This is a genomic window from cyanobacterium endosymbiont of Epithemia turgida isolate EtSB Lake Yunoko, assembly GCF_000829235.1.
Lineage (GTDB): Bacteria > Cyanobacteriota > Cyanobacteriia > Cyanobacteriales > Microcystaceae > Rippkaea.
Genome location: NZ_AP012549.1, coordinates 291,101 through 315,414, shown reverse-complemented (window position 1 = coordinate 315,414; position 24,314 = coordinate 291,101). Strand labels below are relative to the sequence as shown.

At 33.9% G+C, this 24,314-nt stretch carries 12 protein-coding genes, 1 tRNA gene and 1 pseudogene; 6 read left to right on the top strand and 8 right to left on the bottom strand.

The genetic code is table 11. The features are described from left to right. Positions 1–307: 307 nt before the first annotated feature. The 3 genes from ETSB_RS00900 to ETSB_RS00890 all read right to left on the bottom strand — a co-directional run bounded on the left by ETSB_RS00900 (position 308) and on the right by ETSB_RS00890 (position 3,013). Positions 308–1,705 (bottom strand): hypothetical protein, encoded by a 1,398-nt coding sequence (locus ETSB_RS00900; protein ID WP_044105744.1) that lies wholly within the window; start codon positions 1,703–1,705, stop codon positions 308–310. A gap of 113 nt (positions 1,706–1,818) precedes the next feature. After that, entirely contained in the window at positions 1,819–2,076 is a 258-nt protein-coding gene (locus ETSB_RS00895; protein WP_044105742.1) for a chlororespiratory reduction protein 7, read from the bottom strand. 58 nt (positions 2,077–2,134) lie between these two features. Beyond that, positions 2,135–3,013, bottom strand: coding sequence for a hypothetical protein (locus ETSB_RS00890; RefSeq protein WP_044105740.1), 879 nt, complete (start codon positions 3,011–3,013; stop codon positions 2,135–2,137). 972 nt (positions 3,014–3,985) lie between these two features. Here ETSB_RS00890 and ETSB_RS09795 point away from each other — a divergent pair. Further along, on the top strand, positions 3,986–4,144 hold the full coding sequence (locus ETSB_RS09795) for a hypothetical protein (RefSeq protein WP_171816368.1): 159 nt from the start codon (positions 3,986–3,988) through the stop codon (positions 4,142–4,144). 222 nt (positions 4,145–4,366) lie between these two features. Here ETSB_RS09795 and murJ read toward each other — a convergent pair whose 3' ends face one another. Beyond that, the gene (gene murJ / locus ETSB_RS00885) at positions 4,367–5,974 is read right to left on the bottom strand and encodes a murein biosynthesis integral membrane protein MurJ (protein WP_171816367.1); all 1,608 of its coding nucleotides are present in this window, start codon (positions 5,972–5,974) and stop codon (positions 4,367–4,369) included. Between the two features lie 2,985 nt (positions 5,975–8,959). Between murJ and ETSB_RS00880 the strand changes: the two genes are divergently transcribed. The 3 genes from ETSB_RS00880 (at position 8,960) to ETSB_RS00870 (ending at position 12,725) form a co-directional block, all read left to right on the top strand. Further along, positions 8,960–9,979: a long-chain acyl-[acyl-carrier-protein] reductase gene (locus ETSB_RS00880; protein WP_044105738.1), complete on the top strand. Its 1,020-nt coding sequence runs from the start codon at positions 8,960–8,962 to the stop codon at positions 9,977–9,979. Positions 9,980–10,298: 319 nt separating this feature from the next. Further along, positions 10,299–11,180: a D-alanyl-D-alanine carboxypeptidase/D-alanyl-D-alanine endopeptidase gene (dacB, locus tag ETSB_RS00875; RefSeq protein ID WP_044105735.1), complete on the top strand. Its 882-nt coding sequence runs from the start codon at positions 10,299–10,301 to the stop codon at positions 11,178–11,180. Positions 11,181–11,435: 255 nt separating this feature from the next. Continuing rightward, on the top strand, positions 11,436–12,725 hold the full coding sequence (locus ETSB_RS00870) for a glucose-1-phosphate adenylyltransferase (protein WP_044105733.1): 1,290 nt from the start codon (positions 11,436–11,438) through the stop codon (positions 12,723–12,725). 178 nt (positions 12,726–12,903) lie between these two features. On the opposite strand, the gene ETSB_RS00865 is transcribed toward ETSB_RS00870, so the two are convergent. Beyond that, positions 12,904–14,163, bottom strand: coding sequence for a DUF3747 domain-containing protein (locus ETSB_RS00865; protein WP_044105732.1), 1,260 nt, complete (start codon positions 14,161–14,163; stop codon positions 12,904–12,906). A 295-nt stretch (positions 14,164–14,458) separates the two neighbouring features. On the opposite strand from ETSB_RS00865, the gene ETSB_RS00860 reads away from it, so the two are divergent. Together ETSB_RS00860 and ETSB_RS00850 are read left to right on the top strand one after the other, a co-directional pair. Beyond that, entirely contained in the window at positions 14,459–16,528 is a 2,070-nt protein-coding gene (locus tag ETSB_RS00860) for a thioredoxin domain-containing protein (protein ID WP_044105730.1), read from the top strand. Positions 16,529–18,612: 2,084 nt separating this feature from the next. Continuing rightward, on the top strand, positions 18,613–19,806 hold the full coding sequence (locus tag ETSB_RS00850) for a glycosyltransferase (RefSeq protein ID WP_044105727.1): 1,194 nt from the start codon (positions 18,613–18,615) through the stop codon (positions 19,804–19,806). 215 nt (positions 19,807–20,021) lie between these two features. Here the strand turns inward: ETSB_RS00850 and ETSB_RS09060 are convergent. From ETSB_RS09060 to tkt, 3 genes and pseudogenes are all read right to left on the bottom strand, one after another. Then, positions 20,022–20,753, bottom strand: a pseudogene (locus ETSB_RS09060) (FAD-binding protein); the annotation flags it as partial. Between the two features lie 246 nt (positions 20,754–20,999). Next, positions 21,000–21,071: transfer RNA gene (locus ETSB_RS00840), tRNA-Asn, on the bottom strand. A 912-nt stretch (positions 21,072–21,983) separates the two neighbouring features. Beyond that, complete coding sequence (gene tkt, locus ETSB_RS00835; RefSeq protein ID WP_044105725.1) at positions 21,984–23,990, bottom strand: transketolase; 2,007 nt, start codon at positions 23,988–23,990, stop codon at positions 21,984–21,986. Positions 23,991–24,314: the final 324 nt, after the last annotated feature.

The window sequence follows — 24,314 nt, the reverse complement described above, 5'->3', positions numbered from 1 at the left end:
CTACAAAGTATAGTTTATTTTTCTAGTTATTAATGATTTTTTTGGGTCGTTTTTACTAAATTAAGGAGTAAATTATGAGCGATTAGATTAATTAAAAATAAACAGATACTTGTAATATTAATCTAAAATCTTTCGCTAATTACCACTTTAATTTTACATTTGTGACATATTTATGGTAATCTTATTAAGACAAAAGCATTCTAAAGTTAATATTTTCTATTTTTTTTCTTCTACTCTTGTTATTTTCATATTTAATGATAAGACTTCTCATTATAATTAGGGAATAGTTCTCTTTGAATTTTGTTGATTAAAATGGTCTGAGTATATCTTTAACTGTAATGACTTGCTTGGCAGAATAACCCGCAAAAGAGCGAAGAGCGAAGATTTTAATTTCTACTCCTAACCCCAATTGAAAATCATTAGGTTTAATAGGTAGCTGTCCAATTTTAATAGTAAATTTATTTTTATCGAGAGTTACTAATTCTTCAGGAATTTCTCCTTCATATCGAGTAATATAATCAGAAACAGAGCGAAAACGAGCATCAGAACGAGTCGTTCTGTAAATAATTTTAAACTTAGTAGCAATCAAATCAGATTGTTGCCCTTTATCAATTAAAGTTACCTGAAGATTGCTTTTGCTACCAGATAATTTTGCACTCCCTAATTGTGTAGTATCTTCAGCATTAATTGCATTATAGATAATAAACTGAGTTAGTTTATTCTGTTGTTGAGTTGTTGCTTCAATCCAAAGATCATCAGGAATATAAACCTTAATTTTTTGGTCTTTTTCTAATCCCAAAGTTATTTTTTGATTAGCAAATTTAGAAAACTGTTGAGGAGCATTCCATACCAATAAAAATGACTTTTCTATTCGCTCAGTAAGAGCTAAATATTGGTCATCAATAATTGAACCAGGAGAAAATAAAGCCATTGCGCCATTACGAGTTTCCCATTTATTCTTTGAGAGAAGATAACCTTTTTTCTTTAGTGTAGCCATTGTTACAGTTGCAGCAGGCTCATCTGGTTCTAAAGGCTTATCAAGATTAATGTAAGTTAACTTTCCTAAAATTCCATCGCGTCCTCTAAGCCCACTTATACCATTAGACCCCTGTCTTCCCTCTTGACAGTTAAACTCACGGGTTGTACAGCGATAATTAGAATTATCAGGGTTTCCTGTACAAGTTTCTAGACTCCAATAGGAATTGTTGCACTGACAAGCTTTACCACCTTTACCACCAAGTCCAGGTTCTCCTCCTTTACCTCCTACTGCATTAACATAAATTTGCTTTAAATTAGTGATATCAGTGGTGTAGATGTTTAAAGACCCTCCGTTACCACCATCGCCTCCGTTACCACCATTACCACCGTTGCCACCACTAGGTGCTTGAAGATTATAGGATACATCAACTGGTTGGGATTTGCAGTTAGCGGCTTTTCCTTCTTGACCATCTTTTCCCTTTTCCCCATCAAGACCAGCCAAGTCTAAAGTGAGAGGGGAACCATCAGCAAATAGAGTTAAATCATCACTATTTCTAGTGTTTTTAACGGCTTGTCCAGATTGACCATTTTGTCCATTTTCACCAAAGTATTTAATATCAGCGGACCAAACTAGGTCATAACATCCATTAAAAGTGATGACAGGAGGAATTGCAAAGGAAATTGCGAAAAAAACTGTAAATAGTAAAAAATTACCAGAGGCACGCATTGATTCGTTATTAATTAACGATGACTAAAATTCTGGGACTCGATTAGATGAATTTTTGTTTCCTAATCATAAATTTGCTGAAGGCTGAAGAAAGTAATCAGTAATCAGCATAATTATTTTTCTAAGCGAATTGCATACCATTGCAAATAAGTATCAGATCCTATATCAAGTTCACAAAAATTATTTTTCAACAACTCTGCTTGTTCGTCAACTAAAGTCAATTTCTTCAAATCTCTAGGTAAATCATCTTGGCGAGTTAATAAAATTTTCTTGAGTTTTTCTAATAACTCTAGGGAAGTAAAAATTTTTTCTGATTGATCTGCTTCAAGAACAATAAAAACATCATCTTGATACAAAATTGAATCTACCATCAGTGTTTAAATTCCTCAATATAAATTGAATTATAGCATTTGAATTAATTATTCAAATTTATCGACGAAAAACAACGATTTCATCTCCCACTACTGGACTATATGCAATTAGATTGCCTTGAGAATCAATCATTTCTAGCTTGCGGAAATTTAAATATTGAGAATGTCTAAATATATTTTTTGCTAATATATTTTGTTTTTTTGGTGTTAACTGATACCATTCTTTCCCTAAAGTTATCATTAAACAGCTTGCTTTGAAATTGGCTTCAATTAGACCTATTAATTCTTCTGGATACTGATTTGTTAAATCAATGATGTCATGCCGAATCGCCTCAATCAGATTTTGTTCTGGAGTCAATCTGGGTTCAGAAGATGACAATATTTTCATAGATTGAGGTATTTTAAGCGATTTCAATGGAGAGGAGATGGCTACAACTTTTTGTCGAGAGGGTACAGAAAGATCTTCAGCTATAGGGGTTAAAAGTCGATAAAATAGCAAAATTGAGATAAATAAGATCACAATTAGTATGCTGGCGAGAATCGTGATAATTGACCAATTGGATAGGTTCTTGTTCCAACTAGAAGGTAAAATCAAACGAAATGCTCTGAAAAAACTATCCCACCAAGTTTTAGATCCAATAGAATTTTCAAAGTCAACAACAGGAATTAATGATGGTTTTGAGGACTCAGACCTAGTTGATTTGTCCCATTCTGCGGTGATTTCTTCATGTGAGGTTGAGAGAACAACTTCACATGAAGAAGGTTCGAGATCTGCCACAATCATTTGAGTGGTCTTTACTAAAGTTTCTACAGTGTTTGTAGTCGGAAGTTTATCAGGGGATGCCTTTTTGAGTATTTCTAAAACCCTATTTAGTTGTTGAGTAGTTGTTTCTAATAAAAAAATTAACTGTTCTTGAGACAATTTATTTTCTGGCATTTGGCATTTGTATTATATTTTTGTTAATCCCGGGTTATGTTATTTAGATATTTCTAGCCGAATTTATTTTATCATAAATCCCACCTTGATGGGAAGATAAAATTCTCTGCGGGAAAAAAGTTCAGAAGTACTTAATTTATAATGGTGTGCTTCTCATTTTTTAAAAAGCTCCATCATACTGAATTTATTAGTTAGTAAACGAGATATTTTATGAACTTAAAAATCAAGATATTACTACTATTAAAGCAACTGTTATTGGCTGCAATAAATTGACGTACTTTTATTTGTACACAAACCCCTTATAAAATAGTTGGTAATTTTATTCATATAGAATAATTTTGCTGATTATTTTTAAATATTTGTCATGGTATCAGCAATAATCATTGTATCAAATAATAAGAATTCGATTGACATGGAAGAAGATATTTAAAATTTGCTTTAAGTTAGCCAAAAGTGCTAGGATATAGTCTGACAACGGAAATAAAGATAGGCAATTAAGTTTTGTTGTTATTATTAGTTAGCTTTTTTCCAGATTAATCATTGGTAGGCTGTTCCCCGGAGTCTTGTCTTGATATTTCTGCATAATATCTGAATAAAGAGATCATCCTATGTCAGTATTCTGCAATAATTTTGAAAAAGAGATTACTGAAAAAAACCTAAAGGAGTTGTTTACTTAGGGTAAAACTCAAAGAATGCAGGGGTTTAGCTTTTTTAAAATGGCTAATTGTAAAAAAAAGAAAATACCTCATCCACTTAGCTGGAAGGGCTGAGTGGATGAGGTAAAAACTTAAGGTTAATAAAACTAGACCTAATAAAAACAGCAAAAGTTTATATTGCGGGGGAGGGCGCAGAAACTATTCGGATCTAAACTTTCTATCTTTAATCCATCAATACTTGGTCAAAGTGAACTAGAGTTAATCTTTAGAGTAGCTTTTTGATGGCCATTCTATCTAAATTACTGAGGAAATCATAGTGGCTAAGCGTCGTAATCTAAAAAAAGAGAAAGCTGAACGGAATCAAGCTTATGCTCGTCAGTTTCGTCATAAATCTTCTCGATTTTCGTCTCGAGGTAGACATCATGCTGGTAATCAGAACAGCAATAATAACGAGAGTCAAGATAAAGATGAGTAAACTGATGAGTAGAACACTAAGTCTTCTTTTGGTTTAGCAATTATTTAGGTGGGCTGATACTTTGTGAAACTTGTAATTAACTGAGTAATTACAAGTTTCACAAAGTATCAGCCCACCCAGATTGTCAAAAACTTTCTGAGATGTATTGGTTTAATCTCTCAAAACTTATCCTAAATTTTTTTGATAGGTGGAAAAAACTAAGTGTATTAGGTCTTTCTTAGCCTATTCATAAGCTCTATTAAACTTATGACGAATACGAGAGAGTAAGATGTCAACTTCAGGCAGTCTTAATTGCATAGACAGAACAACAAAGATACCAAAAGCGACCCCTAACGCTAGAGTTAATTGTAACAATTGTAGCAATAGATTATTACTTCCTAATAGTTGTTCCCAAGCTAAACTAATTGCCCAACTTCCTGCTCCGGCCATACAACTAATTGCTGTTAATCCCAATAAAGAAAGTCCCCATTTTTTTAATGGTAAACCATGAAGACGGCGATTTAAAATCCATAAAAATATCATCATGGATGTAATATTTACTCCAATGGTAGCCAGCACCAACCCTGGAGTAGCAAAAGGTTTATATAATAAAAAATCAAGTAATCCGTTGAGAAAAATGTTAAAAACACTCACCTTAAAAGGAGTTTCTCCATCTCCTAAAGCATAAAATACCCTAACTAAAATATCTCTACCTAAGTAGAAGAACATTCCCAGTCCATAGGCCATTAAAACTGGAACAACAATATCTACATCCGTTGATTTGAAAGCTCCCCGTTGGTAAATAACTTTAATAATTAAAGGAGCAATAGCAATAAAAATAGCTGTTAAAGGAAGCATTGTTAAAGCAGCCAATAACAGTCCCTGACGGATTCTTACCTTTAATTCAGGCCAATTTTCTGGGGTTGTTAAACGAGAAAAAACAGGTAAAAATGGTACTAAAATCATGTTAGAAATGATTCCTAAAGGTGTTAGGGCAACAAAATTAGCATATCGCATGGCAGCTGCTGCATTTTGAATAAACGACGCAAAAAAAAGATCAGTATAAACATTAACATGCAACATTCCTGATGAGAGGGTAGCAGGTCCTATAACTCGTATCACATCCATCACCCCTGGAGTACGCCAATCAAAACGCAAGCGTAATTTTCCCATCCCAAGATGACTTTGGGTGATTAATTGAACAACCCATTGTAAAATACCACCAACAAGAGTCCCTCCGGCCAAGACCATTCCCCCTAGCTGAATATATTGGGAGGAGTTTATTTGCGCCCCCACTGACCAAGTAAAAATCTCTACACTGATCACAATTGCTAAACTTGAAAACAAAGGACTAATACTGGGTAGCCAATAGTGATTGGCAGCATTAAGAGTGCCAAAACCAATACCGATAAGTCCTGCCAAGAGGGCTAAAGGAGCCATAACTCGTAATTGTTGAACTGAAATCGCCCTAGTTTGTTCTTCTAACCCTGGGGCTAGGATATCAATAAATGTTCCCGCAAAGATAATCAAGATAATGGTAGTCATCAGCAAAATAATACCTACTAAGGTAGTTACTGTTTCCACAAGGGACGCAGCTTCAGACTTGTTCCGTTTAGCAAGAATACTAACTAAGGCACTATGAAACGGTCCATTAATCCCTCCTAAAAGGATTAAGAGAAAACCTGGAATGACGTAGGCATAGGCATAGGCATTAACTATCGAACTTACTCCAAAAGCTGCGGCAATCACTTGTTCTCGGACTAAGCCAAAGACTTTACTAATAAAGGTAGCTAGGGCAACAATACTTGCAATACTGAATAGAGAACGAGAGACTTTTTTCTGGTTAGACACGGGACTTTTAATGAAAGACTGACTACTAATTATCAGTGATTTCGAGAAGATAGACAAGAAATTAATTCAGCTCTAATTCAATTAGTTTATACTTAACTTTAAATGAAATATATAAAATAATTTATATATCCATAAAATACAAATAAAAACAATATTAATAAAATTTTTAAAAATAAAAAAGGTTTTTTAAATATCTATAAAATTTTGTAAAAAAGTTGATATAAAACGGTATTTTTATCCACACAATTTAACATAGGAGTATGGACATTATCGAAAAGTGCTATCTCCTTACTAAAATTTTCTCTAAAAAAATATTTTGATTGTTTACAATTATATATGGTCTAATAAATTAATTAAGAACTTAAGCTGTTATTCCTAGTGTGGTGAAAACAACTTTGGTCAATCAGCATTTATAGTAGAGTTTCAAGAATAACCAAAGTTTCCAGCAGTAAGTATTAAGAAAAATTGATAAAAAACAATCACAAATTTAGTCATATAAGTTTTTATAAAAATAAATCTTTAATATCGAATAAAAAATTATTCTTTAATTTTTGTAGTAAGTTGCTAATAATGGGCAATTATGTACTATTTTTGTTATTCCCATTACTGCCTTAATTTTAGCTAAAAAAGTAGTTTATATCGTTGTGTATAGAGATTAGTATATAATCATTAAATATAGATTATTTATAATCGAGATTTTACATAGTTTAAGAGTAAATTATCCTCAAGCATCGTTATGTTATTATTAACTAGTTTATTGCTAAAATCATACTGACATTTGTGTCTCTGCTTCGACACGGTTACTTATTAGAATCAAATCAATAAATATTTCTTTTGAGCCAGTATAGAGCTAATTTATTCATCTTATCCATAAAAAATAATACAATAACAAATTTTATTTACTCTTCTACTAAATTTTTTTTAAAAAGAGACGTTTTAGTTGAAAATAGCAATTTATTTTACTCTTCTTATTAAGAATTTTTAAAAAATTGTAATTTCCTTCCAAACTAGACTACGACATTTAGATACTAAAAACATAATTAATATTTTTTCTGTAAAGTATTTTACTTGACTTTAAAAATTTTAATTTTATTTAAAATATGTTATTTTAGTATTAAATATCTAATATGATTAACCAATCAAGTCAACCTTTAAAGGCCAATTGAACTAGTTAATTGTTTGATTATTTATTATTTATATATTTTTTTATAAATTTAACTTTGCAGTAATTGATAAAAAAATATATAAATAATAGATTTTTTTTACTAAACCCCTATTATTTATGAATAAACTTAGTCTTTTGAGCTTAAATTTTGAATTAATAGAATTTAAACCTATTATGAATTTTAACGATTTATCTAAAAGTAGAATAAATATTTAATATTATTTATAAAAATTTTATTTTTTTAGTATACAATTATAATAGATAAATACTATCAAATTGAACAAAAAACAATAAAAATAATACTTTTGGAGCTAAAAAAAGAGATTAAATATTTTAAAATTTTGTAAAATAATCGTCATTCTATTAATCTCTACACTTTCGTCTTTAACGACTTGTATCACTCAATCTCCTTTAATATTTGATAAACTACGATAAGAAAATAGTTAACAGAGAGCAAGTCTAATGGTAAGTGAATCTATTGATAAAAAAATTTAAATCGATTCTTTCCTCTGCCAGCGACGGTTATAATAAGGATAGATATTTACTCAAGACAAAAAAGACTTTACTGAAGTAAAATCTTAAAAAGATATTTAATAAATGGCAGTAATAACAATTTAAATATTTTGAAAAATCTCAGTATTATTACTAAACATAAGTGTAATTGCTAAAAAATCTATGTTTATCCTAAAATTAAACAAAGAGATGGTATGGCAATAAATTTAGTCGTTAATTATCTCCAAATAAAAGTATCGACTTATGATCTCTCTTTTGTCGAAAGTGTTATCTAGAACAGGTTATATAAATTTAATCTTGATGTATCACCTATACTTAATTGGTTACTAACTAACAATTAAGTATAGACGACAGTAACGAGTAAGCCCATTTATAAATTAGTAAATAAACTATCAACTAATAATTTAACTATTAAAGTCCCAAAAACTATTGATTTTGTCGTTTTAGGGAGTGGAAGAATGCAGTTTAATTTGAGAATGCTATCTGTCATATCACAAGGTAAACTAATTTTAGATATTTGGCTATATCAAAGCCTAAATCGCACTGATAGTACGTTAAAAAGGGAAACATTAGGCAACAAAGTGGATGACAAGTTTCATTTATAAACCTTTTGTACTTAATTATTTCAAATTCAAATAAAAAATAAACTTTGGATTTAGTATTAAAATTAGTAGCCGAAATTAATGTCCTTTTTTTTAGAAAGATAATATAGTTAAAAATCATTAATACAAGTGGTAGCTTGAGTCTGTATTGATACTGTAATTCCCTTAGGGTTTGATTTCATTATTAAGATTTAACAGAGTTTAGATGATCTGTACTCGAAAGAACTCAATAATAATGAGATATAAAAAATAATGAGAGAGCTACTCCCAATAAAATCAGTAACTGACTCAATTTTATGAGAAGTAGCTTGGATTCAGTTAAAAGATAAATATCAAGATTTGTCGAACAACAAGACTCATTAACCCTTGAATATTTATTTCATAATTCGAGTTATTTTACTAAATATTCATAGGCTAAATTAGACTATTTTGCTATTTTTTCAGACATACCCAACAGTGATTGCGAACACACCGGCACTCAAACTTTGGTTAGATAGCTAATTAAACGGACAACTACGATAATTTAGACACTAAGTACAACACTTTGCAATCTTAAATTTTCTTTCTTAAAAAAGATATCAACAATTTGGTTTTCTCCAAGAGGGGGATTTTTATGTAATATTATTAACAGTATTAATATTATCTAAATCCTGTTTTCTTTATTTTCTGCTTTTCATTAAGCATAGTTTAACCTAAAAACAATCAATGTTTGCTCTGATCGGTCATCTTACCAGTTTGAAACACGCCCAAGCCGTTGCCCATGCTCTCGGCTACTCTGAATACGCCAATCAAAGTCTTGATTTTTGGTGCTCAGCTCCACCACAAATTGTTGATAATTTTCATGTCACTAGTCTTACAAGACAAACCATCGAGGGAAAATATATAGAATCTTGTTTTTTGCCAGAAATGCTTACGAATAGACGAATTAAAGCTGCTATTCGTAAGATTTTAAATGCCATGGCTTTAGCTCAAAAGTCAGACATTAATATCACTGCATTAGGAGGATTTTCTTCGATTGTTTTTGAAGAATTCAACCTTAAAAATAACAAGCAAGTCCGCAATGTAGAGTTAGAATTTAAACGCTTTACCACAGGCAATACTCACACCGCCTATATTGTTTGTCGTCAGCTTGAACAAGCATCAGCTCAGCTTGGTATTGACTTATCTCGGGCAACGGTTGCTGTGTGTGGGGCAACAGGTGACATTGGAAGTGCAGTCTGTCGCTGGTTAGACAGGAAAACTAATGTAGCCGAATTATTGTTAATTGCTCGAAATCAAAAACGATTACAAACACTACGAGAAGAATTGGGACGAGGTAGAATTTTAGGGTTAGAAGAAGCATTGCCCCAGGCTGACATCATTGTTTGGGTAGCTAGTATGCCCAAAGGGGTGGAAATAGACCCCGAGATCTTGAAAAAGCCTGTTCTTGTAATAGATGGCGGCTATCCAAAAAATTTGGGAACTAAAATTAAACATCCTGATATTCATATTTTTAAGGGGGGAATTGTTGAACATTCTCTTGATATCAACTGGAAAATCATGGAGATTGTCAACATGGATATTCCTTCTCGCCAAATGTTTGCCTGTTTTGCTGAGGGTATTTTATTAGAGTTTGAAGGCTGGCACACTAATTTTTCTTGGGGTCGTAATCAGATTACTGTTAGCAAAATGGAACAAATTGGCCAAGCTTCTATAAAACATGGATTTCGACCTCTCCTAGGCTAATTTAAGTTCAGGATTGACCAAATACCTGAATAGGGAGAAAGTTTAATGATTCAAGTTTTTTTAGGCTTAGCCCGGATTTGTTAGGCTAAAATCGTCTAGAGTTTTGCCGGCATTTTCTGAGTTTAAGTGGAGTAACCCTATGTTTATAGTTATTGGGGTAAAAATTGCCATGGTTCATCGAGTTCTGATAATACCGACCAAGCGAAAAGTATCTTATTTTGATCATATTTTGATTAACTATGAACTTAAATTGATTGGTTAAACAATCAATCAACATTGATCTTGGTGTAACAGGTAGTTAACAAACAAAGATAAACTCATGAAACGAATTATTTTTTATTCTCAATATATCGCTATTTTGGCGACTATTTCCCTTGCTTGGGGAACTTCATCTATTGCTGACGAAACTAACCCCATCACCACAACTGATTATTTTCAGGGGCAACAGTCTATTGAAATTCATGTTCCTAAACCTGAACTAAGAACGTCGGGGACCTGTGCAACTTTAATTGAACCGGCCATCGCTAGTATTATTGGTAGCTATCATGCTAACTGGGGAATTCTAGTAGAAAAACTCGATGACGGAACTACTTTATATAGTCATAATGCGGATAAAAAATTTATCCCTGCCTCTAATATTAAATTATTTACCACTGCTGCCGCCTTGCAAACATTAAATCCACAATCTAAAATTCAGTCTAAATCTATACAAGATTGGATTAAAGTTACCAACGTTAGAAGTGATAATTATTACGCTGATATCCTTTTGAGTTATATTGGAGGGGCAGCGGCTGCTAAATCAACCTTGACACAAATGGGGGTTAACCCTAATAGTTTCCATCAAGCTGATGGATCAGGATTATCTCGACGCAATGTTGCCACCCCCAGATCATTAATCATGATTTTACGGGCAATGTACTATACTCCAGATAAGGATGTTTTTTATTCTTCTTTACCTATCGCTGGAATAAGTGGAACCTTGAAAAATCGTATGAAAGAAACCCCCGCTCAAGGAAAAGTTCATGCTAAAACCGGGACTTTACGAGGAGTTAGGGCTTTGTCAGGTTATATTAACCATCCCGATTTTGGAGAGATAGTCTTTAGCATTCTTGCCAATAATACTCGGGTTTCTGGTTATTCTCTAGTTCGTGCTATTGATAGAATGGTCCTTCAACTCAGCATTACCCAACCTTGTAAATAGATGTAAAAATTCATGTTGTTTAATGTTTGGTTATAGTTACTGGCCGCAATTTCTATTCTTTAACAAAATTCATCTAATATCCATTAGGATATGGCAAAAACTTATGTTCTAAGATTTTACTTAGTCCTTAATTCTAGTAATAAGAGAAAGTAGATGCTCCATTGTTAATGGATATCTAAAGTTTGTTTCCGAGATGTCCCTTATAGTCTTACACTTTACTAAAAGAAGTATAACAGGCAATAGCGAGGTTTTGTTGTGAAAAAGGTTTTAGCAATTATACTTGGCGGCGGAGCAGGTACACGGCTTTATCCCCTCACTAAGCTACGAGCTAAACCTGCTGTTCCCCTAGCAGGTAAATACCGTCTAATTGATATTCCAGTGAGCAATTGTATTAATTCGGAAATTCTCAAAATCTATGTTTTAACCCAGTTTAACTCTGCTTCCCTCAACCGTCATATCACCCGAACTTACAGGTTTTCAGGATTTAGTAATGGATTTGTGGAAGTATTAGCTGCACAACAAACTCCAAAAAACCCCAAGTGGTTTCAAGGAACCGCCGATGCAGTACGTCAGTATATTTGGTCATTTCAAGAATGGGATATTGATGAGTATTTGATTCTGTCTGGGGATCATCTTTATCGAATGGATTACAGTGATTTTATCCAACGACATCGAGACACCAACGCTGATATTACCCTTTCGGTCGTCCCCATTGACGAGAAACGAGCTTCCAGTTTTGGGTTGATGAAAATCGATGATCACGGCCGCGTGGTTGATTTCAGCGAGAAACCCAAAGGAGAAGAACTAAAACAGATGGCAGTCAATACAGCTATTCTAGGTTTAAACCCAGAACAAGCTAAAGCAAGTCCATATATTGCTTCTATGGGGATTTATGTCTTCAAAAAAGAGGTCTTAGCTACACTCTTAGAGAAGAATCCAGAACAAACAGATTTTGGCAGGGAAATTATCCCTTTTTCTGCCAAAGATTATAATCTACAGGCCTATTTATTCAAGGGATATTGGGAAGATATTGGAACCATTGAATCATTTTATGAAGCTAATTTGGCTCTCAATCGTCAGCCAAATCCATCTTTCAGCTTCTACCATGAAAAAGTTCCAGTCTATACCCGCGGACGTTCTTTACCCCCAACAAAGATTCTTGATTCTAACATTACTGAATCAATGATTAGTGAAGGCTGTATTATAAAAAACTGTCGTATTCACAATTCTATCTTAGGAATTCGTTCAAGAATCGAATCCAATTGTATTGTCAAAGATACGATGGTGATGGGAGCAGATTATTATGAGTCTTTAGAAATTAGAAAAATTCAAACCCAGCAAGGTGAAATTCCTATAGGTATTGGAGAATTTAGTACCATCAGACGGGCAATTGTGGATAAAAATGCGCGTATTGGCCGTAATGTCACTATTGTCAACAAAGAAAAAGTCGAAGAATCTAATTGTGAAAACGAGGGCTTCTATATTCGCAACGGTATTGTAGTCGTCCTTAAAAATGCTAGCATTCCTGACGGAAAAGTCATCTAAGTAGTTAACAAATTTTTACCCTCGAAGACTAAGGAATCTCTTGCCTTTTAACTTTACAAGACCAAAAAACACGATCTTAAACCCACTCCTTTTCTTGAATTCAGAGATAAACAATAAGAGGAGAGGAAAAGAAAAAGAGAGTCTTTTCCTCTTTAACATTAAATTAAAACAAAAATTTTTATTTTTCAGTGATGTTATTAGCTTGTTTCAACTCGGACTGGATACAATCAAGTACCCGCACTAGAACCGCCGCCGTATAATCACGGGTGGCTTTATGATCAGGGGCAAACTTGATTCCTTCTTCGTTAAGAGGACTAGCAACACCACAATAACCCGACATTTGGCTAATTACATTTCTTGCCCAATTATCAGAAATGTCAGAAAACTGGACTGGTTTTTGTTTTTGTTGGATCTCCAGGGGTAAATTGAGTTGTTTTTTTAGGTAAATAGTTACACGACTCATAGTATCAATTAATTCAGCACGAGTAATGGACTCAGTTGGTCGAAAAGTATTATTAGGATTACCAATATTTAAAAAATTCCACTGCGCCCATTTAATTTTTTTTGCACTCCAACGATCACCTGATACGTCTTTGAAAGTGGCAATGTCCCGTTGGGAAGGTGTCTCTAAATCTATATTAGACACCTTTCCAAGAGCGTCAACAGCCATGACAATCAGTTGTTCACGGGTAATGGCTTCTCGAGGACGGAAGGTATTATCTTCAAAAGCAGTTACAATTTTAATGGCTGCAGCTTGTTCAACCTCTGGCTTATAGACATTATCGTCAATGTCTGTAAAGACACTTTCCTGGTTGGTATTTGCCATTGAAGTTGCTCTTTGTTTAGGATTAATTGCGATTTCAGTTGCTTCTACTTCTCCAGTTATTGCTGCTTGAGATGTGCTTAAATAAAAGTGCCCTAACACTTTTCCTTGATAAGATCGTTTAGAAAATTGCCATCCAGGATTTAGAATTATTTTCATAAACCCAGAAGCAAGTCCTTTGGTGCTACCGACAACTATTTCTTGATGATTACCACCTCTTGGGGTTCCTACTAGTACTAACTCCTCATCACGGGGAACTAAACGCAAGAGGTAATCTAATCCTAAGTCGTTTCCGTCGACCCGAATAGAGTAGCCATTACTATCGGTAGCGCGGCGACAAATTCCCACAAAGTCAAAATTTAATAATAGAGGCTCCACTAAAATAGGATTAGAGCCACTTTCAGTCCAACAAGCCTGTTTGTCCGGAATTTGTTCAATAATTAACAAGTCATATTTGCCCTGTCCATAAGGTCTCGCAATCGCAACAACGTTATTTTGTTGCACAGCTTGTTCTTCAAAAGTTGAAGCTTGAACAGAGATATTAGAAGACATCAGACTTGGAAAAATAACACTTGCTAAAGTTGTAAGTCTTAGGATTAAGTTCAATTTTTTCATGGCTTTTTAAAATAAACTATTGTTACTATGGCTATTTGAACAATTAGATCGGACGATAACACTTAACGTAATTCGTTGACCTTATTAAGGATAATCAAGTTCCGTCTCTTATAGAAGTACTACAAAATTAGCATAAATAGAGATTATTGGAATTAATTTTGATAAATTAACTTTTTGCAAGCCCTTTACCTAAACTAGCTTGAGTATATTTTTAGCTGACTAGATTTCAGGGAAGAATCTCTTCTAAAATTTCGGTTAAACTATTGGGGGAAAAACACACGATTATTTAATTTTTATGTCTAACCGTCTGGCAATGGCTCAAAGTCTTTACTTACGTAAACACGCTGATAACCCCATAGACTGGTGGTATTGGTGCGAAGAAGCTCTCTCAAGAGCCCACAAACAAAACAAACCAATTTTTCTTTCAATAGGCTATTCTAGCTGTCACTGGTGCACGGTGATGGAGAGAGAAGCTTTTTGTGATAAAGTAATCGCAGATTATCTTAACATCAATTTTCTGCCTATTAAAGTAGACCGAGAAGAACGTCCTGATCTCGACAGAATTTATATAAAAGCAGTTCAGATGATGGGGTTACAAGGAGGATGGCCGCTCAATATTTTTTTGACACCCGGAGATATGGTTCCTTTCTATGGGGGGACTTATTTTCCGGTAGAGCCTCGTTACGGACGTCCGGGTTTTTTACGTATCTTACAGTTAATTTGCCGTTTTTATGAGACAGAAACCAAAAAACTAAATAATTTCAAACAGGAATTTCTGACTACCCTACGAAGGTCAGCTCTTTTTCCGTCAACTGAAACCGAATTACTAAACAACGAGCTTTTTTATCAGGGAATTACTATCAATACGGAGATTATTAAGGTTAGTTCCCAAAATGTTGACTATCCCTGTTTTCCCATGATTCCATATGTAAATCTCGTTTTACAAGGGAGTCGGTTTGCTTGGAATTCTCAAGAAGAGAGTAAAGCCATTGCTAATCAAAGGGGAGAAGATTTAGCTTTAGGGGGAATTTATGATCATGTAGGAGGTGGCTTCCATCGTTATACCATAGATCCAACTTGGACAGTTCCGCATTTCGAAAAGATGCTCTATGACAATGGGCAAATTATCGAATATTTAGCTAATCTTTGGAGTCAAGGACAAACCGAACCTGCGTTTAAACGAGCGATTACGCTCACGGTGGAATGGTTGCAACGGGAAATGACTGCTCCACAAGGTTATTTTTATGCATCTCAAGATGCAGATAATTTCACTACTACCCAAAGTGAAAACCCAGAAGAAGGAGCATTTTATGTCTGGAGTTATAAACAGTTACAAGACAGTTTAACTTTAAACGAATTAAAAGTGTTAGCAAAAGTATTTTTCATCACTCCTCAAGGAAATTTTGAGGGAAAAAATGTTTTACAACTTCGTCAAAAAGGAGTATTTTCAGAAGATATAGAAAAAATATTAGATAAATTATTCATATTACGTTATGGAAATTCCAGAGAAGATTTAATTACTTTTCCTCCAGTAAAAAATAAAGAAGAAGTCCAAAAAAAATCCTGGACAGGACGCATTTCTCCTGTAACAGATACTAAAATGATTGTTGCCTGGAATAGCTTAATGATTTCAGGTTTGGCTAGGACTTATGGAGTTTTTAGAGAACCTTTGTATTGGAAATTAGCTATCAAGGCTACTGAGTTTATTCTGAATAAACAATGGAAAGAAAAACGATTACATCGTCTCAATTATAGTGGTAACCCCTCTGTATTAGCTCAGTCAGAAGATTATGCTTTGTTTATCAAAGCATTATTGGATTTACAAACAGCAAATCCTAGCCAAACTCAATGGCTAGAAAAAGCGATCAATATTCAACAAGAATTCGACGAGTTTTTCTGGAGTATGGAAAAGGGAGGTTACTTTGATAATGCTTCTGATAATAGTGAAGATTTATTAGTCCGAGAACGGAATTATATCGATAATGCTACTCCTTCCGCTAATGGTATTGCTATAAGCAATTTAGTGCGCTTAGCCCGACTCACAGACAACTTAAAATATCTTAATCGCGCCGAACAAGGACTACAGGCGTTTAGTTCTGTTCTAAGTCAATCACCTAAAGCTTGTCCAAGTTTATTTTTAGCCTTAGACTGGTACCGTTTTGGTAATTTAGTCAGAAGCAACCCAGAGGTTTTAAAACAATTAAGTTCTCAATATTTTCCCACTACAGTTTATCGCGTCGATAATAATCTTCCTAATAATTCTGTTGGGCTGCTTTGTCAAGGATTAATTTGTTTAGAACCAGCCAAAACTATGGAAGAATTATTAAAACAAATACAAGAATCCAATTCACTTAACTTACAATAATTTGTCTTTTAAAATTATTGTAAGTATACTTTGATGACTAGTGTTATTATGCTATTCCTACATACCAAACTAAAATATAATTAATTCTTAGTTATTTAATTTTCAATGCACTTGGACCCCATGATTTATAATAGTTGTATAAAGATTACTTGCAATTTATATAATTTATAAAATAGAAAAATAAGAGCGTTGCATTAGATTAAGTGTAAAAGCTATACTGTAGTTGGCTTTATAAACTACAAAATTGTTTCAACTTGATTGACAATAAACTTATTTTTTACTTGTGTATTTATTATAAATTTTGGTTTCATCAAATTTGGGATGGTAAACTGATAGCAGGAAATCGAAAATAAAAAACGGTGGATGGGGAACGGTTAAGAAAAGACAACAATAAAAATGTTATATATTAATTATTTTATGTACTTAAAATTCATGAAAAAGATTACTTTTGCCTAAAAACGCTATTTCATGACTAAAATTTTTTTAAAAAAAAAGTACTATTTGGTACGGTTTAATAGATTAAAATAAGTACTACTTTAAATTAACTTTGGGTCTTTAGACGTCATAGGCAACTGAAGTGTAAAACATAATGTCATTAAATTTAATGATTAAGTATGAGTTCAATAATTCCCTGTAAACAAAATAATAATGGTAACATGACGATCATACGTAAAAATTTGAAAAGTTCCCAAAATTCTTATAACACGGCTTACCTATAACCAAAAAATTTTGATTAATGGTTATAAAAAAAGTTGTTGTCAAAATTCAAAGAAAAGCATCGATAATATCCGATCTACTTGAATATACTTATCATGGTATAGAGTAATAATTCTTGTGCCATCAAAACTTACTAACATAGTTACACCATACAGAATAAAAAGTAAGATATGCTAACAGACTTTAGATATTTTTTTCCAAGTTTTTCCTTGAAAATCTTATTATCGCGAGCTATCAAGGAGAAAATTACTTGACGGATTATTCTTTTTGCTACGATCTTAAACAAGTTAGTAAGTAAAAAAAATGTATAAATAGCTAAAATCTCCAAGGACAAGAATTTTCCTAAAAGGAGTTTATCAGCTGAGTTAACCAACCAGAATATTACCGTAGAAATAAAAATCTAGCGACCAAAAGAAACGAATTCCTTGATCAACTTTTTTTCCAAGTCAAACATCTGAGTGAACTTGCTTTTAAAGGATAGCTTTCGATTAACGTGAATATGTTATTTAGTAAACTTCCACCAAATAAAGCCCAAATCGTTCCTTGAAAATAAGCCCAGATAACTTTGATGGCTATAACTAAGAATTGAACTTTAAACTCAAATCTGTTTAGGATACCTAATGCCATCTTACGATTAAGAGTAGTTAAAGAAATAAAGCTAAATCTATTAATAATGGTAGCTAAACGAATGATTAATATTAGCCATGAGGCTCAAAGATCACCATCCAACTAGGCTATAAAGCAACAACCTAATCACAAAACAAAACCACGAACAATTTGTAAAATTCAAGCTCTGTTGAGAAAAGATTGAGTTTCTCCCTTTGGACTGCAAATAATACTAGTTTTAATACCTATATAAAAAACAGGTCAAGACTCTGAACAAAGGCACTAATCAATGCTATTAGAGTGAATAACCCTGGAACTAATAGACAAGTCAGGATGATACTATCAGCAAGATGCAAAACTTAACTTCCCCATAACTTGCTATTGTTCAAATTGTACCTCGAACTGCTAGCTTTTCATGAGATGACATCGACGACAAAAATCAAGTATTTTTTTAGAAAAAAACTGAGTTGTCTTTCTATAGAATTGGGATATAAATTCAGAGTTTTTACATGAATTAGGATGTATGATATGAACCTGAAACTGTTTTATCTATAATTTTCTTCCATAATTATTTCTGTTTTAAGTACCTGTGTCAACCTATTGAGTTAGTAGAATTGAATTGAAACAAGTTAAATTCATTTAAATAAGTACTTTTTATTTAAAATCGCTAGATTTAATCAATTTTCATTACTTGTTTTCTGACTCAATCGACAATATTGTCAAACAATTCTTAAACAACTTTTATTAAACTTTAATAACTAATGAATCAATCCCTTCTCTCTACTCCCTCTGGGACTTTAAAAATTTCTTACTTTTGTGCAACTAAAGAAATTGCTCGCGATTTTCTTCCCAAATTATCTCTCATTCTCCCAACTTATAACGAAGCCGGGAATATTAAGGATATAGTTGAAATTTTAAGTCAGTTGTTGGACCAATATATGTCAGAACGTTATGAACTAATAATTGTTGATGACGATAGTCCTGATCATACCTGGAAATTAGCTTTAGAATTAACCTCTAACTATCCCCAACTGCACGTAATGCGCCGTGTTAATGAAAAAGGTTTATCAACGGCGGTTATTCGAGGGTGGCAAGTAGCGAAAGGAGAAATTTTAGGGGTCATTGATGCAGACCTACAACATCCCCCAGAAGTGTTAGAAAAACTATTAAAAGAAATGGAAAGAGGGGCTGATTTAGCTGTTGCTAGTCGTCATGTTGAAGGAGGCGGTGTCAGTGAGTGGAGTATTTTGCGTCGTTTTCTCTCCCGTGGGGCGCAAATATTAGGATTGATAATTCTCCCAGAAGTTATTAGTCGACTTTCTGATCCCATGAGTGGTTATTTTATGGTGCGTCGCAATGCTATAGCCTGCAAGGTATTAAGTCCAGTGGGATACAAAATCCTCATTGAGGTAACTGCAAGAGGTTCTATCAGTTGGATTGCTGAAGTAGGTTATGTATTTCGAGAACGTCAGGATGGAGAGAGTAAAGTCACTTGGAAACAATATATAGAATATATCCAGCATTTATTGGGCTTACGCTTATCAATTTCAGCCAGATTTATCAAGTTTAGTTTAGTTGGATTAACTGGTGTTGTTGTTGATATGGTATTTTTTTACTTATTAAGTGATAAGATCGGCCCAGAATTACCTTTAATACGTAGTAAAATTATCGCGGCTGAGTTGGCTGTTATTAATAATTTTCTCTGGAATGATTGTTGGACATTTGGAGATATTTCCCGCCAACAACCACAAAAAAGACAAAGATTAAAACGCTTAATTAAATTTAATTTAATTTGTTTGGCAGGATTAATTCTCAATGTATTATTTTTGAATATATTTGTTAGTATTTTTAACTATAATAAATATATAGCAAACTTATTAGCGATTGCCATAGTTACTTTTTGTAATTTTTGGTTTAATCTTAAATTAAGTTGGCGAGTTACAGAGATTGACTGACAGTAACTTTATCAAATTTTAATTAATTTATAAAAAACTGTCTTTGTCGATGTTATAAATTACACTTAGGTTAATTAATTTAACTAACTTAAAATAGATGAAAGATGTCCCCTAAGAATCAATACTTTCCTTCAGGTAAAATATATTAATCACCACAGGCATATATTAAATATCAATTTTTACAGTAAAATAATAGACCAAAGTATTTTTGAAAAAATTAAGACCCTAACGAAATACAATCCAATAGGGTGAAACTGAACGATTTAACCATATCTTCTAAAGGGATCCCCGCCATGGCAGATATGGTTAAATCGTTCCCTGTAGACGCTCATTAGAAGTTGCATTAAATACTTGTACATAACCCCCTATAGCAAACATGACTACTTGACTTTGGACAATTCCAAGTTTTTCATATTCGATACGATACATAATGATCTCTTTTACATCCCCTTTTTCAAGAATTAATTAATTGCATCACATACCATTCATCATAGATAGTAATTTCATCACAATGGAGGTTATTAACTAAATTGTGGAGAATAGCATGTCCAGTTTTATTGGCGGCGGAACAAGTGCGGTTGTAAGTATGACCACCAAAAGCTCGTTGAGCAATTTTGCCATCTTCTACAAGAGAAAATAGTACCCTTGAATGTTCTAAGTCGATAATCATATCAGGAGCTTCTTTGATCAATAAAATAACTGTATTTTGCTCGGTGAGATAGTCTGAACCTTTGATGCTATCAAAAGTTCAGACTATCTACTGTCTTTAGGATAAGCATTTATAAACTGGCAGCGATCCATCCTTAGTCCGCTACAGAATGTAATCAAATAGGATGAGTTTTATCCACAACAGCTACATTAACTGTAGGGGTAAAACTTTTAATTTCTAGAGCGGCACGATATTCAGCTAACCAAACATCAATGATAATGACGTCATATTGTAACATCTTGCATTAGATTATGACTTCCTATCTCCTATGAAGACTTTAAATCAGGCTAGTTAGGCAAAATTTATAGTTAGTATCAAACCTGGATGTCAGAACACAAAAAATTAACTTGAGAAAGTTTCAAGAAAGTGAGTTGTTTATTTTACAATCAAGCAGGTTTTGATAATATTTTTATTGCTCATCCCAAGCTCAAAACTTAACAACTCTAGCCCATCACTAATAAAAACTGCATATACTCTATATAGACTCCCCAGGTAGGATTCGAACCTACGACCAATCGATTAACAGTCGACCGCTCTACCGCTGAGCTACTGAGGATTATCTGCTTTGTTGCCATCATTGATTCTAACAATAAATCTATAAATTTAGCAACCCCTCAATGAATATTTTGTTACAATCTCCGCTGCATAGGACGTTGTAGATTGTAACCTTGCAATTTTATCTTAAAAACATACTTCTTTTACCCCTCGGTTTCTATATCTACTCATAATTACTATCCTATCTTTTTATCTTGAATCTTAACCGATTTAACTATCCTTCCGACTGGTGAAACTTCTGCTACCTTATGCTGGAAAGGTTATTTAGGCTTTCATTTACAGATCAACCAAACACTGTTGAGTCGAAGTAAGTTACTATAATGGAAATAGCTAACCGGCTAATGTAGCTAGGGATTTCTCATTCCATGTTATCTTTTTCCCTATAGGATAAAGATAATTTTTCTGTCGTTCTTTTCAGGAAAAAGGAATTGATAGCTTAAGTTTTTACTGTTTAAATAATTATGAAAATGAACTGAACGATGCTTGTTGTTTAAAACACTAAACCTATAATTTATGATTTGGAAGGAGAAACTATACCTGAATATTTACGATTAGAGTATGAATTGTGGTTAGGACTAGTTCAGATGGAACAATATGTCCTGCATTTGTAAATTCATCACTAAGTCTATACTAAATTGATACTCAAAAAATATTAGATTATCGGCAATAGGATCGCAGGTACAGTAATCAATGAGCTTGTTTTAAGTGCTAATTTTTGTTGACTAGGAAAACTACGATTTTAAAAAGTGTCTTTTACTTTATCAATATAATTAGGATCTACTTGTCTGTATATGAATGATCATAAAATAGTTATTTTTGATAATTCATGACAATTTATTATAAATGCCAAAACACATAATAGTCCTCTAAAATTTTAGAGGACTATTAGTTAAGTTAATGATAGAAATATGAATTAACTTAAAATTTTTTTTGCTTTAGCAACGACGTTCTCAACGGTATAGCCAAATTTTTCAAGGACGACATCACCAGGAGCAGAAGCACCAAAAGTATCAATGCTGATAGTTGCGCCTTCATCCCCGACATAACGGTGCCATCCAAAGCTGACTCCCGCTTCTACCGCAAGGCGTTTTTTAACTGCTTTAGGAAGAACAGACTCTTTATAAGCTGCATCTTGTTCTTCAAATAATTCCCAGGTAGGCATAGAAACAACTCGAACTTTTTTACCTTCCCCGATTAACACTTCTGCTGCATTAAGACAGAGTTCTACTTCGCTGCCAGTTCCGATGAGGATGATATCAGGAGTTCCATCACAGTTGCTAACGATATAAGCACCTTTTGCTACTGCATGGATGGAACTTCCGGCTAGGTTAGGTAATGCTTGGCGAGATAATGCTAACAAAGTGGGACGATGACGATTTTCTATGGCAATTTTGTAAGCCCCAGAAGTTTCATTACCATCCGCAGGACGAATCACAATCAGGTTAGGAATTAGTCTTAAAGAGGCAATATGCTCAACTGGTTGGTGAGTAGGTCCATCTTCGCCTAAAGCCACAGAGTCATGGGTCATGACCCAAATCACTCCTGTTTCAGCTAAGGCAGAGAGACGAATAGCATTACGCATGTAGTCGGTAAAAACCAGGAAAGTTGCACCGTAAGGAATTAACCCGGACCCATGTGAGGCTATTCCATTACAAATAGCTCCCATACCGTGTTCGCGCACTCCAAAACGGATGTTGCGGTTTTGGTATTGCCCTTTTTGGAAATCTCCAAGACCCTTAAGTAAGGTCTTATTAGAGGGGGCCAAGTCAGCTGATCCACCAATTAGTTCAGGTAGTACGCCAGCAATCGCATTCAAGGTTATGCCTGATTGATTACGGGTAGCGTCTTTTTTACTTTCGGGGGTATAAACAGGAAGTGCTTTATCCCATCCATTGGGTAATTCGCCACTGACCATCCGTTCTAGAAGAGCAGCATCTTCAGGATATTTAGTTTTGTACTGAGTCAATAACTTATTCCATTCTGCTTCGTAGCTAGCGCCGCGATCAACGGACTTACGAAAGTGATTTAAGGCATCAGATGGGATATCAAATGGAGCATATTCCCATCTTAAGTGCTTACGGGTAGCCTTAACCTCGTCAGCTCCTAAAGCTGCCCCATGGACATCATGACTGTTAGCCTTGTTAGGAGAACCATAACCAATAGTAGTGGTAATTTTGATTAAAGAAGGCTTGTCGGTAACTGCTTTGGCTACTTCAATCGCTCTAGCGATACTATCTAAGTCTGTATTGCCATTTTCGACATGCTGAACGTGCCAACCATAAGCCTCAAACCGTTTAGAGACATCTTCAGTAAAGGCAATATCTGTAGACCCATCAATGGAGATATGGTTATCGTCATATAAGGCGATCAGTTTACCTAAGCCCCAATGTCCAGCTAAAGAACAAGCCTCTCCAGAAATTCCCTCCATGTTGCAGCCATCACCCAAAATTACATAGGTATATTGATCGATGAGCTTACAATCTGGTTTATTGAATCTAGCTGCTAAATGAGCTTCAGCTAGGGCTAACCCAACTCCGTTAGCAATTCCTTGTCCCAAAGGTCCAGTGGTAACTTCAATTCCTTCAGTAACGTGGTTTTCAGGATGTCCAGGAGTTTGTGAACCCCATTGACGGAATTGTTTAATGTCATCGATGGAAACACTGTCATATCCGGTTAGATGTAACAAAGCATAGTAAAGCATACAGCCATGTCCAGCCGAGAGGACAAAGCGATCACGGTTTAACCATTTAGGATTTTTGGGGTTGTACCGCATGAACTTATCCCAAAGGACAAATGCCATTGGAGCTGCTCCCATCGGCAATCCTGGGTGTCCAGATTCAGCTTTTTCAACAGCATCAATAGCCAAAAAGCGAATAGAATTAATGCACAGTTCTTCGAGTGATTGGGTGGCAACGACCATAACTTTTTTTGAAATAAACTTACGATAAATTTTAAGACAACAATGGGTACCGAGTTTGATAACTGCTAACTGTAGGCTACCTCAAGGTTTGTATCCATCTTCCCACTCTTTTGTCATAATGGGAAGATAATATTCTCATAATTTTCTTTATAATCACATTTGTTTGATAGTCATCTATTAAGAGCTACACATTGACACATTGTGTTAAATATGTGTGTTTTTAAATGGATAAAATGATCGCTATGGTATTTATACAAATTTAAAATTTATCGATAATAATCAAATATTTCAAGAAATAAGAGAACTTAAGTTTTAGTTTCAATG

Coding starts and splice junctions, on each gene's coding strand:
- ETSB_RS00900 (WP_044105744.1), bottom strand. CDS start 1,705: ATGCGTGCCTCTGGTAATTTTTTACTATTTACAGTTTTTTTCGCAATT.
- ETSB_RS00895 (WP_044105742.1), bottom strand. CDS start 2,076: ATGGTAGATTCAATTTTGTATCAAGATGATGTTTTTATTGTTCTTGAA.
- ETSB_RS00890 (WP_044105740.1), bottom strand. CDS start 3,013: ATGCCAGAAAATAAATTGTCTCAAGAACAGTTAATTTTTTTATTAGAA.
- ETSB_RS00880 (WP_044105738.1), top strand. CDS start 8,960: ATGTTTGCTCTGATCGGTCATCTTACCAGTTTGAAACACGCCCAAGCC.
- dacB (WP_044105735.1), top strand. CDS start 10,299: ATGAAACGAATTATTTTTTATTCTCAATATATCGCTATTTTGGCGACT.
- ETSB_RS00865 (WP_044105732.1), bottom strand. CDS start 14,163: ATGAAAAAATTGAACTTAATCCTAAGACTTACAACTTTAGCAAGTGTT.
- ETSB_RS00860 (WP_044105730.1), top strand. CDS start 14,459: ATGTCTAACCGTCTGGCAATGGCTCAAAGTCTTTACTTACGTAAACAC.
- ETSB_RS00850 (WP_044105727.1), top strand. CDS start 18,613: ATGAATCAATCCCTTCTCTCTACTCCCTCTGGGACTTTAAAAATTTCT.
- tkt (WP_044105725.1), bottom strand. CDS start 23,990: ATGGTCGTTGCCACCCAATCACTCGAAGAACTGTGCATTAATTCTATT.